Raw genomic sequence first — 15,538 nt, 5'->3', positions numbered from 1 at the left:
CTCCGCCCCCCACTTCTCCGAGCCGCAAGGAGGAACCAGCACATGCACTCCAGACGCAGACGCCGCGTCACGCGGCGGTTGTGGACCGCTGTCGTGGCGGCCCTCGCCCTCCCGCTCCCGATGCTCGCCACCGGCTCGACACCCGCACACGCGGCGGCACTTCAGTGCAGCGTCGACTACAAGGCCAACGACTGGGGCTCCGGTTTCACCGCGGACCTGACCCTCACCAACCGCGGCACGGACGCGATCGACGGCTGGACCCTGACGTACGCCTACACCGGCAACCAGAAGCTCAGCAACGGCTGGAACGGCACCTGGTCGCAGTCCGGGCGGTCGGTCAGCGTGAAGGACGCCGGCTACAACGCGAAGATCGCCGCGGGTGCCGCCGTCTCCACCGGCGCCCAGTTCACCTACAGCGGCACCAACGCCGCGCCGACGAGCTTCGCGGTCAACGGCACCACCTGCGCCGGCGCGCACCAGCCGCCGGTCACCGTGCTGACCAGCCCGGCCGCGGGCGCGGTCTACTCGCAGGGCGAGGCGGTGCCGCTCGCGGCCACCGCCGCCGCGGCCGACGACGCGAGCATCAGCAAGGTCGAGTTCTACGACGACACGACCCTGCTGGGCACGGACACCAGCGCGCCCTACACGCTGTCGGCCACCGGCCTGGCGGTGGGCAGTCATTCACTGGTGGCGAAGGCCTACGACAGCCTGGGTGCGTCGGCCGACTCCACGCCGGTCGGCATCACGGTCGCCGCGGGCCCCTCGGTGGTCGCCTCCCCCACCCAACTGGGCGTCCGGCAGGGCGCGTCGGGCACGTACGCGGTGAAGCTGTCGACGCAGCCGGCCTCCGACGTGACCGTGACGACGGCCCGCGCGAGCGGCAACAGCGGTCTGTCGGTCACCGGCGGCGCGACGCTCACCTTCACGCCCGCCGACTGGGACACCGCGCAGACGGTGACCGTCACCGCGGACTCCTCCGGCACCGGCTCGGCGACGTTCGAGTCGACGGCGGCGGGCCACGGCAAGGCGACGGTCACGGTGACCGAGCTGGCGGCGCAGAAGGCGTACGACGCCCGTTTCCTGGACCTCTACGGGAAGATCACCGACCCGGCGAACGGCTACTTCTCCCCCGAGGGCATTCCCTACCACGCGGTGGAGACGCTGATCGTGGAGGCCCCGGACCAGGGCCACGAGACGACATCGGAGGCCTACAGCTATCTGCTGTGGCTGCAGGCGATGTACGGCAAGGTCACCGGTGACTGGTCGAAGTTCAACGGCGCGTGGGCCCTGATGGAGAAGTACATGATCCCCACCCACGCCGACCAGCCGACCAACTCCTTCTACAACGCCGCCAAGCCGGCCACCTACGCGCCCGAGCTCGACACCCCGGACGAGTACCCGGCCAGGCTCGACACCTCCGTCTCCGTCGGCTCGGACCCGATCGCCGGTGAGCTGAAGAGCGCGTACGGCACCGACGACGTCTACGGCATGCACTGGCTCGAGGACGTCGACAACGTCTACGGCTACGGCGACACCCCCGGCGGCACCTGTGAGGGCGGGCCGTCGGCGAAGGGCCCGTCCTACATCAACACCTTCCAGCGCGGGGCGCAGGAGTCGGTGTGGGAGACGGTGCCGCAGCCGACCTGCGACGCCTTCAGGTACGGCGGCCCGAACGGCTACCTGGACCTGTTCACCGGCGACTCCTCGTACGCCAGACAGTGGAAGTACACCGACGCCCCGGACGCCGACGCGCGGGCGGTGCAGGCCGCGTACTGGGCGGACGTGTGGGCCAGGCAGCAGGGCAAGGGCGCGGACGTCTCCGCGACGATCGGCAAGGCCGCGAAGATGGGCGACTACCTGCGCTACGCCATGTACGACAAGTACTTCAAGAAGATCGGTGACTGCGTCGGGCCGTCCACCTGCGCCGCAGGGACCGGCAAGGACGCATCGCACTACCTGCTGTCCTGGTACTACGCCTGGGGCGGTGCGAACGACACCGGCGCGGGCTGGGCCTGGCGCATCGGCTCCAGCCACGTCCACGGCGGCTACCAGAACCCGCTCGCCGCGTACGCGCTGAGCAGTGACGCCGACCTGAGGCCCAAGTCGGCCACCGGCGCGAGCGACTGGTCGAAGTCCCTGACCCGGCAGCTGGAGTTCTACCGCTGGCTGCAGTCGGACGAGGGCGCCATCGCGGGCGGTGCGACCAACAGCTGGGCGGGCCGGTACGCCACCCCGCCAGCCGGGACGTCCACCTTCTACGGCATGTACTACGACCAGCAGCCCGTCTACCACGACCCGCCGTCCAACCAGTGGTTCGGCTTCCAGGCGTGGTCGATGGAACGGGTCGCCGAGTACTACCAGCAGACCGGGAACGCGGCCGCCAAGGCGATCCTCGACAAGTGGGTCGCGTGGGCGCTGTCGAAGACCACGATCAATCCGGACGGCACCTATCTGATCCCCTCCACGCTGCACTGGTCGGGGCAGCCCGACACCTGGAACCCGTCGAGTCCCGGCGCCAACAGCGGCCTTCACGTCACCGTCGCCGACTTCACCGACGACGTCGGCGTGGCCGCCGCGTACGCCAAGACGTTGACGTACTACGCCGCCAAGTCCGGCGACGCGCAGGCGAAGACGACCGCCAAGGCGCTGCTGGACGGCATGTGGGACCACTACCGCGACAGCCTGGGCATCGCGGTGCCGGAGACCCGCACCGACTACAGCAGGTTCGGCGACAGCGTGTACGTGCCGAGCACCTTCAGCGGCACGATGCCCGACGGCGACGCGATCAACTCCTCGTCGACCTTCGCCTCGCTCCGGTCCTTCTACCGGAACGACCCGGCCTGGTCGAAGATCGAGGCGTACCTGGCGGGCGGGGCGGCGCCGTCGTTCACGTATCACCGGTTCTGGGCCCAGGCGGACATCGCCATGGCCATGGGTTCGTACGCGGAGCTCCTCGAATAGCCCCCGCCGGGCGCTCCGCGGGTCCGGTCGTTGCCCGCGGCAGCGCCTGAAGGCTCCGCGTGCGTGGTCCCGTCATCCGGCGACGGGACCGGCGGGCCGGGCGGTCCTCACCGCAACGGGGGACCGCCCGGCCCGGCCGCATGGTCACGGTGGGTCATGTTCGAGTTGCGGAGCGTACGCAGCGGTATGAGGCTGATCAAGGAAGTCCTCCCATAGCTGTCGAAAGGACAGATATGTCGCAGCGCACCAGCAAGGCGACCCGCGCCCGCGTCGCGGCGGTCCTCGCCGCTCCCGTACTCGCTCTGACCCTTATGGCGCCGTGCGCCTCTGCGGCTACCGCGACCGACACCCCCGCCAAGTGCGACGGGACCACCCATGTGTCCCTCCTGGGCCACGAGGCCTGTCTCACGCCCTCCTCCGGCGACGATTCCTCCTCGGCGTCCGGCCTGCTCGGCGGTCTGCTGGGAGCCGTGACCGGGCTCCTGGGCGGGCTGCTGGGCAGTCTTTGAGCACGCGGTGAGGCGGTCGTCCGCAGCCCGCGGGCGGCCGCCTTCCCGTGTCAGGGGGCGAGCGCCCCGGGCCGTCGCCGGAGCGGGCTCACGAGCCGGCCGGCGGGCGGGGGCCGCCCGGACGTCCCGTGGACGCCCGCCCCTCAGCCGCCGCGGTGCTCCGCCGGGTCGCCGTATCGCCCGGCCGGTTCGGCCACCGTGCGGGCGAGGCGCGCGCGCAGTTCCGGCGGCTGAAGGACCTCGATCGCCGTGCCGAGGCTCAGGAACTCGCCGTGGGCGTGCTCGACGGACTCGATGGGGACCCGGGCGCGGACCCGGCCGTCCGCGTCGGTGCCCGCGTCGACGGCCCTCGGCAGCCGCACGCCCGGGGCCGGCCGGACCACCGCCTCCCGCCGGTAGAGCCGTTGCGTGACCAACCGGACGACGGCCCTCACCCGGCCGGCTTCCGGAACGACCGCAGGCTGAAGACCGGGTCGGCGCGCGGCCGGTCCTGGTCCGGGAGCGCGGCGAGCCCGGCGGCGAACCGCTCGGTGAGCGGGTCGCCGGGCGGCAGCGTGGTGAACCAGCCGCGCCCGAGGTCCGCCACGGTGCGCCGGGGACTGCGGCCCTGGCCGTGGCCGCGGAAGCCGGCCCGTCCGGCGGGCAGCAGCCCGCAGGCCGCCGCGCACTCCTCGACGAGGGGCGCGGCGTCCCGGGCCGCCCGGCGCGGGCGCCCGGCCAGCACGACGTCGATGTCGCTGCCCACGTCGTGCGCGGCGGCCTTGTCGACGGTGGTGACGTACACCCCGCCGGGCCGCAGCACCCGGGCGCACTCGGCGACGGCGGACCGCACGGCGCGGGCGTCGTCGAGGAGGTGCAGCAGCCAGACGCTGGTGACGGCGTCGAAGGTGCTGTCGGCGAAGGGCAGCCGGCGGCTGTCGGCCAGGACGACCGCGCCGGGCAGCCGGGCGGCCGCCATCCGCGCCATGCCGTGCGTCAGATCGGCGCCGGTGACCCGCAGGCCGGGGCGTGCCGAGGCGAGCCGGCGGGTGACGATGCCGGTGCCGCAGGCGGTGTCGAGGAGCCGGCCCGCGCCCTCGGGAACCAGGCCGAGGACGGCGGCGGCGGCCGCCGCCGCGCGGGGCTCGCCGCCACGGCTGTCGTCGTAGGCGCCGGCCTCCTTGTCGTAGTCGAGCACGTCACCGGGCTCCGTGCCCGGCAGCGAGCGCCTCCGCCCTGCGCGCCAGCTCGAAGTCCTTCTCGGTGAGGGCGCCGCCCGCGCTGTGCGTGGTCACCGCCAGGGTGACGGTGTTGTAGCCCAGGGTCAGGTCGGAGTGGTGGTCCAGCTCCTCCTGCACCTGCGCGATGTGCACGACCATCGCCGTCGCCCCGAAGTGCGAACCGAGGCGGTACCGGCGGGTGAGGCGGCCGCCGTCGACGGACCAGCCGGGCAGCTCCGCGAGCCGGTCCTCGACTTCCTTCTGCGACAGCGGTTCGACGGCCATGGGCTGGCTCCTTCCGGGACCCGGGGTTCTTCCTCAGCCTGCCACAGAGCGGTGCCCACGGCCCTGGTGGGACGGGTGTCCGGGCAGGCGGACGGAGGCGTCCGGCCGAGTGCCGGGCGGCCTCGTCCGCCGCCTCGGCGCCGGCGGATCGGCATCCCTCCGGCGCGTCTCCTCGACTACCGTCGTACACATGACCACTGCCGCGACCGGACCCTCCGCCTCCACAGCCGCCCCCGCGGGCCAGGGCGTCGGTCCGCTGCTGCGGGCCTGGCGGGAGCGGCGGCGGGTCAGCCAGCTGGAGCTGGCACTGCGCGCCGACTCCTCGGCCCGGCACATCAGCTTCATCGAGACGGGCCGCTCCCGGCCGAGCGAGGAGATGGTGCTGCGCCTCGCCGAGCACCTGGACGTGCCGGTGCGCGAGCGCAACGCCCTGCTGCTGGCGGCCGGTTACGCCCCGCACTACCCGGAGACCCCGCTGGACTCCCCCGCGCTGGAGACCCTGCGCGAGGGCATGGAGCGCCTCATCCAGGGCTACGAGCCCTACCCGGCGCTGGTCGTCGACGCGATGTACGACGTGGTCGCGGCGAACCGGGGGGTGGCGATGCTGCTGGACGGCGTCCCGGAGCACCTGCTGCGGCCACCGCTGAACGTGATGCGGCTGACCCTGCACCCCCAGGGGCTGGCGCCGCGCATCCGCAACCTGCGCGAGTGGCGCGGCCACCTGCTGGCGCAGATGGAGCGGCAGATCGCCCTGTACCGCTCCGCACCGCTGCGGGCGCTGTACGAGGAGGTCGCCGCCCACCCGGTGCCGGAGACCGCCATGGACCCGGAACCGGCCGGTCCCGTCCCGTACTTCGCGCTGCCGATGCGGATCGAGCACGAGGGCCGGGTGCTGTCGTTCATCTCGTCGATCTCGACGTTCAACACCCCGATGGACGTGACCGTCGCCGAGCTGGCCATCGAGACGCTGCTCCCGGCCGACCCGGCGACGGTCAAGTACCTGCACGGGCTGCTGTCCTGACGTGCCGTCAGGGCCCGGGGCGTGGCTGGCGGCGGCCCCGCGGCCGAAGGCGCCGGTCACCCCGGTGGCCGGGCCGGTGCGTCCGGGGGGTGACGGGCCCGCGGGCGGTCCGCGCGGCGGGCGACTCCTCACGGACCCGTGAGATGGCCGCCGGAACGTGACACACTGCTTCGCGCATACTTCGGCGCGTAAGGGGAGGCGTGGCGTGAGTGAGCGGCGTCCCGCGCCCACCGTGGGCCAGGTTGTGCTCGGAAAGCGTCTGCAGGAGCTGCGGGAGGCGGCAGGGCTCAGGCGTGAGGAGGCGGCGCGCGTCCTGCGGGTGGCCCCCGCGACCGTCCGGCGCATGGAGATGGCCGAGGTCGCGCTGAAGATCCCGTACGTGCAGGTGCTGCTGGAGACCTACGGCGTCCCGGACGACGAGGCGGCGGCGTTCGTCGCCCTCGCCGAGGAGGCCAACCAGCCGGGCTGGTGGCAGCGGTTCCACGACGTGCTGCCGGACTGGTTCAGCCTCTACGTGAGCCTGGAGGGCGCCGCCACCCTCATCCGCTCCTACGAGCCGCACTTCGTGCCGGGGCTGCTGCAGACCGAGGACTACGCGCGCGCCGTGCTGGAGGCGGGCACCATAGGGCAGACCGGGCCGGAGACGATCGAGCGCCATGTGTCGCTGCGGATGGCCCGGCAGCGGCTGCTGGAGAGACGGGACCCGCCCCACCTGTGGGTGATCATGGACGAGACGGTTCTGCGGCGCCCGGTGAGCATCCGCGGCGAGGTGATGCGCGAACAGCTCGACAAGCTGCTGGAGTTCGCCGAGCGCGACCGGGTGACCCTTCAGCTCGCCGAGTTCAGCGACGGTCCGCACCCGGGGACGTACGCGCCCTTCACGCTGTTCCGCTTCGGTGAGCCGGAACTGCCCGACATGGTCTTCACCGAGTATCTGACCGGAGCCCTGTACCTGGACTCCCGCACCGAGGTCTCCGCGCACCTGGAGGTCCTCGACCACATGACGGCGCGGGCCGCCTCGGCCCAGCGCACCAGGAAGATCCTGCGGGAGTACCGCGAGGAGTTCTGAGCCACGCACCGCGCCCCGGCCGTCCCCTGCCCCGAGGAGAAGACACCGCATGTCCGGATCCGACGCCTTACCGCAGATCGACACCAGCCGCCCGCACCCCGCCCGCGTGTACGACTGGTGGCTGGGCGGCAAGGACAACTACCCGGTGGACGAGGAACTGGCCCGCAGGATCCTCGCCCTGGACAGCACCGCCGTCCGCGGGGCGCGCGCCAACAGAAGGTTCATGCACCGGGCCGTCCGCACCGTCGCCGAGGCGGGGACGCGTCAGTTCCTGGACATCGGCACGGGCATCCCCACCGAGCCCAATCTGCACCAGGTCGCGCAGGGCGTGGCGCCGGACGCCCGGGTGGTGTACGCGGACAACGACCCGATCGTGCTGCGGCACGCCGAGGCGCTGCTGCGCGGCTCGGGGGAGGGCACCACGGACTACGTGCACGCGGACGTGCGCGACGCCGAAACCCTGCTGCGGCGGGCCGCCGAGTCCCTGGACCTCACCCGGCCCGTCGCGCTGTCGCTGGTCGCGCTGACCCACTACCTGGGCGACGAGGCCGACGGCGACGACGTCCACGGCCTGCTGCGGACGTACCTCGCGGCCCTCGCCCCGGGCAGTCATCTGATCCTGTCGCAGGTCACCGCCGACCTCAATCCGGAGGCCGTCGCGCAGGCGGCGGACGCCTTCAAGGCCGGCGGCACCCCCTTCTTCCCCCGCTCGATCACCGAGTTCCAGCGCTTCTTCGAGGGGCTGGAGCTGCTCGGTCCCGGAGTGATCCCGGTGACCGGATGGCGTCCGGAGGCCGAGGACGTGGCGGCCCAGGCGGAGGGTGTCGTGCCGGTGTACGCGGGGGTCGCCCGCAAGCCCTGACACCGGCCTCCGGTGCACCCGTTCGGGTGCCGTGAACGGGTACGCTCCCCCGCCCGCCCCTAGCGTCGAGGCACAGGGCGAGCAAGGGAGCGCACGTGGCCGACATACGGACACCGCCCACCCGGCCGGGCACGGCGCCGGCGCGCGCCGGGAGGCGCCGGCGTCCCGGCACGGCCGCTCCCGCCGGGCCCGTCGCCGCCGCGCGGCCCGCCGCCGTCGGCGGCGCGCGACGGCCGCGGGACACGGCGCCGCCCGAGGGCCGCCGCGTCCTCGAACAGCGCCTGCACGCCGAGCTCGGTCGCGAGGACGCGGCGGGGCCCGGGCGGTCCCCGCCCCTCCGCCCGGTCCCCGGGACGCAGGCAACCGCCACCGGTGCCCGCGGACGGCCTTCCCGTCCGGAGCGGGCACCGCACGGCCGACGCGAAGGAGGTCCGATGCCCTCGGACGCCGTGCTCTACCAAGCCGCCGCGCTCTGCCTCACCTACCCCGGCGAGGACTTCCGCGCCCGGCTGCCGCTGCTGCGCGAGGCCGCCCCGCAGCTGCGCGCGTTCGCCGACCACGCGGCCGTGACGCCGGCCCGGGAACTGGCCGCGCACTACGGGCAGCTCTTCGGTGCCGAGAACCGCCAGACCCTCTGCCTGACCTGGTGGGGGCACGGCGGCGTCCGCGGCAACGGTACGTCGCTGGCGCGCTTCGCGGACGTCTACCGTGCCGCGGGCCTGACGTTCACCGGCGAGGAGGTGCCGGACTTCCTGCCCGCGGTCCTGGAGTACACGGCCCGCACCGGCGACACCGCCCTCCTCACCGAGCACCGCGACGCCCTGCGCCGGCTCCGTTCCCACCTGACCGGCCTCGGCACGCCGTACGCGTCCGTCCTGGACGCCGTGTGCGCCGCACTGCCGGCCGCCGGCACCGGGGAACGCCCGTGAGGGCACGGCCTACGCCGCTCCTCCCTTCTGCTCCTTGTCCTCGTCCACGATCTCCGCGTCCACCACACCCTCTTCGTCGGATGTGCTCTGCTCGTGCGCCGTGCCCGGTGCGTCGGTCGAGTCGCCGGAGGCGGACGCGTACATGGCCTGGCCCATCTTCTGGCTGACGGTGGCGAGTTTCTCGACGCCGGTGCGCAGTTCGCCCGTCTCCGCGTTCCGCTCCAGCAGGCCCTTCAGCTCGGTGGCCGCGGCCTCGACCTCCGACCTGGTGTCGGGCGGGATCCGTTCCTCGTTGTCCCGCATGAACTTCTCGGTCTGGTAGACGAGTTGCTCCGCCTGGTTCCTGGTCTCGGCGGCCTCGCGGCGGTTGCGGTCCTCCTCCGCGTACTGCTCCGCCTCCCGCATCATGCGGTCGATGTCGTCCTTGGGCAGGGCCGAGCCGCCGGTCACCGTCATCTTCTGCTCGCGGCCCGTCGCCAGGTCCTTGGCCGAGACGTGCATGATGCCGTTGGCGTCGATGTCGAAGGCCACCTCGATCTGCGGCACCCCGCGCGGCGCGGGCGGCAGCCCGGTCAGGTCGAAGACGCCGAGCTTCTTGTTGTACGCGGCGATCTCCCGCTCGCCCTGGTAGACCTGGATGCCCACCGAGGGCTGGTTGTCCGCGGCCGTGGTGAAGATCTCCGAACGCCGCGTCGGGATGGTCGTGTTGCGCTCGATCAGCTTCGTCATGATGCCGCCCTTGGTCTCGATGCCCAGGGACAGCGGGGTGACGTCGAGCAGCAGGACGTCCTTGACGTCGCCGCGGATCACGCCGGCCTGCAGCGCCGCGCCGACGGCCACGACCTCGTCGGGGTTGACGCCCTTGTGCGGCTCCTTGCCGGTGAGCTCCTTGACCAGGTCGGTGACGGCCGGCATCCGGGTGGAGCCGCCGACGAGGATGACGTGGTCGACCGCGGACAGCTTGATGCCGGCGTCCTTGACCGCCTGGTGGAAGGGGGTCTTGCAGCGATCGAGCAGATCGGCGGTGAGCTCCTGGAACTGGGCGCGGGTCATCTTCTCGTCGAGGTGCAGCGGGCCCTCGGCGGAGGCGGTGATGTAGGGCAGGTTGATCGTCGTCTCGGAGGAGCTGGACAGCTCGATCTTGGCCTTCTCGGCGCCCTCCCGCAGCCGCTGCAGGGCCATCTTGTCCTTGCCGAGGTCGATGCCGTACTGCCCCTGGAACTTCTTCACCAGGTGCTCCACGATCCGCTGGTCCCAGTCGTCGCCGCCGAGGTGAGTGTCGCCGTTGGTGGCCTTGACCTCGATGACGCCGTCGCCGATCTCCAGCAGCGACACGTCGAAGGTGCCGCCGCCGAGGTCGAAGACCAGCACGGTCTGCTCCTCGCCCCGGTCCAGGCCGTAGGCGAGGGCGGCGGCCGTCGGCTCGTTGATGATCCGCAGGACCTTCAGGCCCGCGATCTCCCCGGCCTCCTTGGTCGCCTGCCGCTGCGAGTCGTCGAAGTACGCGGGGACGGTGATCACCGCGTCGGTGACGTCCTCGCCGAGGTAGGACTCGGCGTCCCGCTTGAGTTTCTGCAGCACGCGCGCGGACAGCTCCTGCGCCCGGTAGCGCGTGCCGTCGACGGACCCCTGCTCCGGGAAACGCCAGTGCGCGTCGCCCATGTACCGCTTCACCGAGCGGGCGGTCCGCTCCACGTTCGTCACGGCCTGCCGCTTGGCGACCTCTCCGACCAGCACCTCGCCGTTCTTGGCGAAGGCCACGACCGACGGTGTGGTCCTGGCCCCCTCCGCGTTGGCGACGACCGTGGGCTCGCCGCCCTCCAGGACGGCCACCACCGAGTTCGTGGTCCCGAGATCGATCCCGACCGCACGTGCCATTTCCGTCCCCTTCCGCCAGGGCACTCCTCAGACACCAGCACAAAACTTGAGTGCGCTGTTGTCAATGCCGCATACCCCGAGTACCCCGGGTACCCCGCGAACGCCGGTGCCGCGCCCCCCTTGTGGGAGCGCGGCACGCAGGGGACCCCGGCAGGGCGGGCGTCAGGAGAGCTTGGCCGACAGGGTGATCGTCGTGCCGGTCAGGGCCTGGCTGACCGGGCAGTTCTTCTTGGCGTCCTCGGCCGCGGCGACGAAGGCGTCGTTGTCGATGCCGGGGACCGTGCCCTCGACGGTGAGGTGGATGCCGGTGATGCCCTCGCCCGGCTGGAAGCCGACGTCCGCCGAGGTGACCAGCTTGGTGGGCGGGGTGCCGGCGCCGTTCAGGGCGTGCGACAGCGCCATGGAGAAGCAGCTGGAGTGCGCGGCGGCGATCAGCTCCTCGGGGCTGGTCCTGCCGCCCGCCTCCTGGGAGCGCGAGGCCCAGGTGACGGGCTGCGCCTCGATGGCACCGGAGGAGTCGAAGTTGACGACACCGCTGCCCTCGGTCAGGTTGCCTTCCCAGACGGTGTGTGCGGAGCGCGTGGTGGCCACGGTGAATCCTTTCGAATTCGGGCTGTTGCTTGGTGCTCGGGACCCCATCCGATCACACTCCGGCCCACCGCACCCGGAAGACCGGCCCGCGGGCGGTGAACGGCGGCCGCGACCCGCGGGATCGGATACGGGTGCGCGCGCCGCACCCGCAGCTCGTCGCACCGGCCGTCCGTGATCACCGGCGGCCGGTTCTCACGCCGCCCGCTCCTCCTGGTCGCTCTCCACCGGCACCTGGGGGCCGTTGGACTCGCGCAGCCAGCGGCGCAGGACGCGGTGCATCCGCTCGGCGCCGACGAGTTCGAGCCCGTCCTCGGCCGGCTCGGAGAAGGCGAGCGGGGAGAGCAGGAACGGTCTGGACTGCGCGCCGCCGAGCCCGCCGTGCGAGCCGATCTGCTCCTCGAAGGCGAGCACCTCGCCGTCGGCCGGGTCGTGGAAGGAGTTGACCATGATGTCGGCGGTGTGCGGGAAGGAGTGGGTGCGCCGGACGGCGTCGGCGGCGCCGGGACCGAACGGCTCCAGCGGGCCCGGCTCGTCGTCCAGCCGGTCGAGCGGGATCTCGGCGCCGTACGCGCCCAGCACGACCCCGCCGTGCTCCTCGCTGCGCACCAGCAGGAAGCCGATGCCTGGGTGGTTGGCGAGCGTCGTCAGCAGCGCCGGGTGGCGGGCGTCGATCTCCTCCTTGCTCATCCGGTGCGGCACGTCCGGGAACGAGATCAGGCCGAGGTTGCCGGAGGCCAGCACCAGCGGCTCGGAGCGGCGGCGGGAGGGGTGCTGCAGCTCCCCGCCGGCCTCGACGGGCCGGCGCAGCGCGGCCCGGACGGCGGCCCGGGCCTCGGCTCCGCTGTGGGTGCGCCGCGCCCTGCGCGGCACGGGCAGCCCGCAGCCGGCCCGCACCAGGTCGCCGAGGCCGAGGCCGTAGCGGGCGCGGAAGGTCTCGCCGGGGCTCTGCCCGTGGTCGGACAGGACGACGATCCGGTACGGCCGCGGGGCGTGCTCGGCGACGTTCGCGATCAGCTCCAGCGCGCGGTCGAGGCGTTCGAGGACCTTCTCGGCGTCCCGGCTCACCGGCCCGGAGTGGTGCGCCACCTCGTCGTAGGCCACGAGGTCGGCGTAGACGGCGGTGCGTCCGGCGAGCATGTCGCCCATCACCGCGGCGACGACGACGTCCCGTTCGACGACGGTGGCGAAGGCGCGTACGAAGGGGTAGAGGCCGCCGCGGGCGACCCGCGGGCGCTGTCTGCGGGCGACGGCCCGGGTGGACTGGCCGATCTCGCGGCCGGCCTCGGCGACGAAGGACATGGCGGTGCGCACGGCGTTGGCCGGGTCGGAGAAGTACGCGAAGTAGCCCGCCCGGGAGCGGTTGTCCCGGCCGCGGCGGCGGGTGGCGATGGACAGCACCAGTGCCTGCTCGTCGGCGCCGCCGCTGAAGAGGTTGCCGCGGCTCGCGCCGTCGGCGGCGAGCAGCCCGCCCTCGCCGGTGCGCTCCACGGCCCGGCGCTGGAGTTCGGCGGCGCTGGTCGGCCGGTTGCAGACCATCACCTCGCGGGTGTCCTTCTCGTACCAGCGGAAGGCCGGGACGTCGTGGTTGCTGCCGTGCAGGATGCCGAGCTGGCTGGCGCCGGTCTGGCTGGACCAGTCGGTGCGCCAGGGGGTCAGCCGGTGGGTGGCCCCCAGCCACCGGGCCACCGTGGGCATCACGCCCTTGCCGGCCGCGGCCACGAGCACGTCGTGGCCCACGCCGTCGAGTTGCAGGAAGACCGTGCCCGGGGTGGAGGGTCCCGGGGGCCGGTGTCTGCGGCGGCGGTCGGAGAGCCGGTACAGGCGGCGCCGGTAGGCGTCGTCGTCGCGCACCGCGAGGGCGGCGCCGGTCGCGGAGGCGACGGCGGACATGACGGCGGCCACCACCACGGCCGTCTCGGGTGCGGCCTCGGCGCTGCTGGAGGGGTTCAGCCGCAGGGCGACCAGCAGCAGGGAACCGTTCAGGACGAAGACCAGCAGCCCCAGCACGAGCGCGGGCACGAGCAGCATCAGCCGTACCAGCAGCGGCCACACCAGGGCCGACAGCACACCGAAGGCACCGGCGCCGAAAGCGGCGGTGACGGCTATGTGCGTGGCGCTCTCGCCGTCGGGGGACTGGAGCCGGAAGTCCGGCAGGATGCCGGCGAGCACGAGCATGGTGAGCGTGGAGACCGCCCACACCGTGACGCTCCGCCCCACCTGACTCGCGATCCGCCGCCACCGCCCGCCACGCACGCCCAGCCCACCTCATGTCCCGGCCCGTCGTCGCTGCGGGCCTGTACTCAGCCTGTCATACGGGTCGGACAACCTCTTCCCGCCGGGGGAGCGGCCGTCTCACCGCCCGTCGTACCCGGCGGTCGGCATCGACAGCCTCCGGTGCACCCGCGCCTTCATCTGCGCGTCGTAGCAGGGCTCCGCGGAACCCACGGTCTCCACCCGCACCCCCCGCCGGGCGCACTCCGCGGTGAACTCCTCGACCGACGACAGCGCGCTCTCCAGCACCCGGCGGCTGGGCGCCACGAACAGGTCGACCCCCGGCCGGACGCCGTCCCACAGCACGCAGTGGTCCGCCCGCACTCCCCGCACCAGCAGCTCCCGGCTGACGATGTAACCCCGCTCGGCGGCCCAGCGGGCGCACATGGCGTGCTGGCTGCGGGAGTCCACCAGGAAGGGATCGGCGTCCAGTTCCTCGAGCGGCGTCAGACTCGCGATCGCCGTGACCCGCACCGGTCCCATGGCGTCCCCCTCACCTCTGGGTTTCGGCGCCGACCCTACTCCTGCCCGTAGGCTTCGGGGAGTCGCGCGAAGGAGGCAAAGAACGGTGCCGGTGGACATCACCTGGTGGGGTCACGCCACCTGCACGGTCAGTGACTCCGGCGTGCGCCTGCTGACCGACCCCCTGTTCGCGCGCCGCCTCGCCCACCTCCGCCGCCGCCGCGGGGCGCTGCCGCCGCCGGGCGCCTGGCGCGCCGACGCCGCCCTGGTCTCGCATCTGCACGCCGACCACCTGCATGTGCCGTCCCTGGAGCGGCTCGCCGAGGGCACGCGCCTGCTGGTGCCCCGGGGTGCGCCCCGGGCGGTCCCCGGACTGCGCCGGCTCACTCACCTCAGGGTGAGCGAAGTGGCGCCCGGTGACCGGGTGAGGGTCGGTGAGGTCGTCGTACGGGCCGTCCCCGCACGGCACGACGGCCGGCGGCTGCCGTTCGGACCGCACCGCTGCCCCGCGCTCGGCTACGTCGTCGAGGGCGAGGGGCGCACCTACTTCGCCGGGGACACCGGGCTGTTCGACGCGATGGCGCGGGAGGTCGGGCCGGTCGACGTGGCGCTGCTGCCGGTGGGCGGCTGGGGCCCGTTCCTCGGCGAGGAGCACCTGGACGCGGGGCGCGCGGCCCGCGCGCTCACCCGGCTCGCGCCGCGCAGCGCGCTGCCGGTGCACTACGGCACGTACTGGCCGGTGGGGATGGACGCGGTGCGGCCGCACGAGTTCCACTCCCCCGGCGAGGAGTTCGTGCGCCTCGCGGGCGAGTACGCCCCCGGGGTCGACGTGCACCGGCTCGGGCACGGCGAGAGCATACGGCTGGAGGTCGCCCGGTGACGTGGCTCGCCTTCCCGGCGACCGTGCTGCCCGAGTCCACCCAGCAGGCGTTCGGGGCTCCGTCGCTGTTCCTGCTGGTGCTGTTCGGGGCCCTGGTGCCGGTCATCCCGACCGGGGCACTGGTGAGTTCGGCGGCCGTGGTGGCCTTCCACCAGACGTCGCCGTTCTCACTGGCGCTGGTGTTCGTCACGGCGTCGCTGGCCGCGTTCCTCGGGGACGCGGCGCTGTACTGGCTGGGGCGGCGCGGGATGAGGTCGAAGAACGGCTCGCGGTGGCTGGAGGCGATCCGGGCGCGGGCGCCGGAGGACCGGCTCGAGCAGGCGCAGTCGAAGCTGGCGGGGCACGGGATCGCCGTGCTGGTGCTCTCCCGGCTGGTGCCGGCCGGGCGGATCCCGGTGATGCTGGCCTGTCTGCTGGCGAAGTGGCCCATGCGGCGGTTCGCCCGGGGCAACCTGCCGGCGTGCGTCGCCTGGGCCGTGACGTATCAGGTGATCGGGATTCTGGGGGGCTCGTTGTTCCCCGAGCCCTGGGAGGGTGTGGTGGCGGCGGTCGCGCTGACCGTCGTGATCAGCGCGGCGCCCGGTGTGTGGCGGCGGGTGCGGGCCGCGCGGTGAGGGGTCG

15 protein-coding genes are annotated in these 15,538 nt (G+C 73.2%); 8 read left to right on the top strand and 7 right to left on the bottom strand.

Going from position 1 to position 15,538, the window contains the following annotated elements; translation table 11 throughout:
• Positions 1-42 precede the first annotated feature (42 nt).
• The gene (locus tag ACJ9NR_RS31390; RefSeq protein WP_412491343.1) at positions 43-2,961 is read left to right on the top strand and encodes a glycoside hydrolase family 48 protein; all 2,919 of its coding nucleotides are present in this window, start codon (positions 43-45) and stop codon (positions 2,959-2,961) included.
• 233 nt (positions 2,962-3,194) lie between these two features.
• Complete coding sequence (locus ACJ9NR_RS31385; protein WP_412491344.1) at positions 3,195-3,470, top strand: hypothetical protein; 276 nt, start codon at positions 3,195-3,197, stop codon at positions 3,468-3,470.
• A 143-nt stretch (positions 3,471-3,613) separates the two neighbouring features.
• On the opposite strand, the gene ACJ9NR_RS31380 is transcribed toward ACJ9NR_RS31385, so the two are convergent.
• Genes ACJ9NR_RS31380 through ACJ9NR_RS31370 form a run of 3 tightly spaced genes read right to left on the bottom strand, consistent with a single transcriptional unit; the run spans position 3,614 to position 4,954 of the window.
• On the bottom strand, positions 3,614-3,904 hold the full coding sequence (locus ACJ9NR_RS31380; protein WP_412491345.1) for a WCX domain-containing protein: 291 nt from the start codon (positions 3,902-3,904) through the stop codon (positions 3,614-3,616).
• On the bottom strand, positions 3,901-4,647 hold the full coding sequence (locus ACJ9NR_RS31375; RefSeq protein ID WP_412491346.1) for a class I SAM-dependent methyltransferase: 747 nt from the start codon (positions 4,645-4,647) through the stop codon (positions 3,901-3,903). Before ACJ9NR_RS31375 ends, ACJ9NR_RS31380 begins: the two co-directional genes overlap by 4 nt.
• 1 nt (position 4,648) lies before the next feature.
• Positions 4,649-4,954, bottom strand: a complete 306-nt coding sequence (locus ACJ9NR_RS31370; RefSeq protein WP_412491347.1) for a 4a-hydroxytetrahydrobiopterin dehydratase — start codon at positions 4,952-4,954, stop codon at positions 4,649-4,651.
• 190 nt (positions 4,955-5,144) lie between these two features.
• Between ACJ9NR_RS31370 and ACJ9NR_RS31365 the strand changes: the two genes are divergently transcribed.
• The 4 genes from ACJ9NR_RS31365 to narJ all read left to right on the top strand — a co-directional run bounded on the left by ACJ9NR_RS31365 (position 5,145) and on the right by narJ (position 8,835).
• Complete coding sequence (locus ACJ9NR_RS31365) at positions 5,145-5,975, top strand: helix-turn-helix domain-containing protein (RefSeq protein ID WP_412491348.1); 831 nt, start codon at positions 5,145-5,147, stop codon at positions 5,973-5,975.
• A 205-nt stretch (positions 5,976-6,180) separates the two neighbouring features.
• On the top strand, positions 6,181-7,044 hold the full coding sequence (locus ACJ9NR_RS31360) for a Sco1979 family transcriptional regulator (RefSeq protein ID WP_412491349.1): 864 nt from the start codon (positions 6,181-6,183) through the stop codon (positions 7,042-7,044).
• Positions 7,045-7,093: 49 nt separating this feature from the next.
• Complete coding sequence (locus ACJ9NR_RS31355) at positions 7,094-7,906, top strand: SAM-dependent methyltransferase (RefSeq protein WP_412491350.1); 813 nt, start codon at positions 7,094-7,096, stop codon at positions 7,904-7,906.
• A 434-nt stretch (positions 7,907-8,340) separates the two neighbouring features.
• The gene (narJ, locus tag ACJ9NR_RS31350) at positions 8,341-8,835 is read left to right on the top strand and encodes a nitrate reductase molybdenum cofactor assembly chaperone (RefSeq protein WP_412491351.1); all 495 of its coding nucleotides are present in this window, start codon (positions 8,341-8,343) and stop codon (positions 8,833-8,835) included.
• Positions 8,836-8,844: 9 nt separating this feature from the next.
• On the opposite strand, the gene dnaK is transcribed toward narJ, so the two are convergent.
• The 4 genes from dnaK to ACJ9NR_RS31330 form a co-directional block, all read right to left on the bottom strand.
• Positions 8,845-10,713, bottom strand: a complete 1,869-nt coding sequence (gene dnaK, locus ACJ9NR_RS31345) for a molecular chaperone DnaK (protein WP_412491352.1) — start codon at positions 10,711-10,713, stop codon at positions 8,845-8,847.
• Positions 10,714-10,875: 162 nt separating this feature from the next.
• Entirely contained in the window at positions 10,876-11,304 is a 429-nt protein-coding gene (locus tag ACJ9NR_RS31340) for an OsmC family protein (protein ID WP_412491353.1), read from the bottom strand.
• Positions 11,305-11,496: 192 nt separating this feature from the next.
• On the bottom strand, positions 11,497-13,557 hold the full coding sequence (locus ACJ9NR_RS31335) for a phage holin family protein (RefSeq protein ID WP_412491354.1): 2,061 nt from the start codon (positions 13,555-13,557) through the stop codon (positions 11,497-11,499).
• Positions 13,558-13,656: 99 nt separating this feature from the next.
• The gene (locus tag ACJ9NR_RS31330; protein WP_412491355.1) at positions 13,657-14,058 is read right to left on the bottom strand and encodes a hypothetical protein; all 402 of its coding nucleotides are present in this window, start codon (positions 14,056-14,058) and stop codon (positions 13,657-13,659) included.
• Between the two features lie 85 nt (positions 14,059-14,143).
• Here ACJ9NR_RS31330 and ACJ9NR_RS31325 point away from each other — a divergent pair, with 85 nt between their 5' ends.
• Together ACJ9NR_RS31325 and ACJ9NR_RS31320 are read left to right on the top strand one after the other, a co-directional pair.
• Positions 14,144-14,917, top strand: coding sequence for an MBL fold metallo-hydrolase (locus ACJ9NR_RS31325; protein ID WP_412491356.1), 774 nt, complete (start codon positions 14,144-14,146; stop codon positions 14,915-14,917).
• On the top strand, positions 14,914-15,531 hold the full coding sequence (locus tag ACJ9NR_RS31320; protein WP_412491357.1) for a DedA family protein: 618 nt from the start codon (positions 14,914-14,916) through the stop codon (positions 15,529-15,531). The genes ACJ9NR_RS31325 and ACJ9NR_RS31320 overlap by 4 nt, the downstream gene beginning before the upstream one ends.
• Positions 15,532-15,538 lie beyond the last annotated feature (7 nt).

It is taken from the genome of Streptomyces sediminimaris (genome assembly GCF_047049295.1).
GTDB classification, from domain to species: domain Bacteria; phylum Actinomycetota; class Actinomycetes; order Streptomycetales; family Streptomycetaceae; genus Streptomyces; species Streptomyces sediminimaris.
Note: the sequence above shows the minus strand (reverse complement) of the source record. Positions and strands in the feature narration are given on the sequence as shown.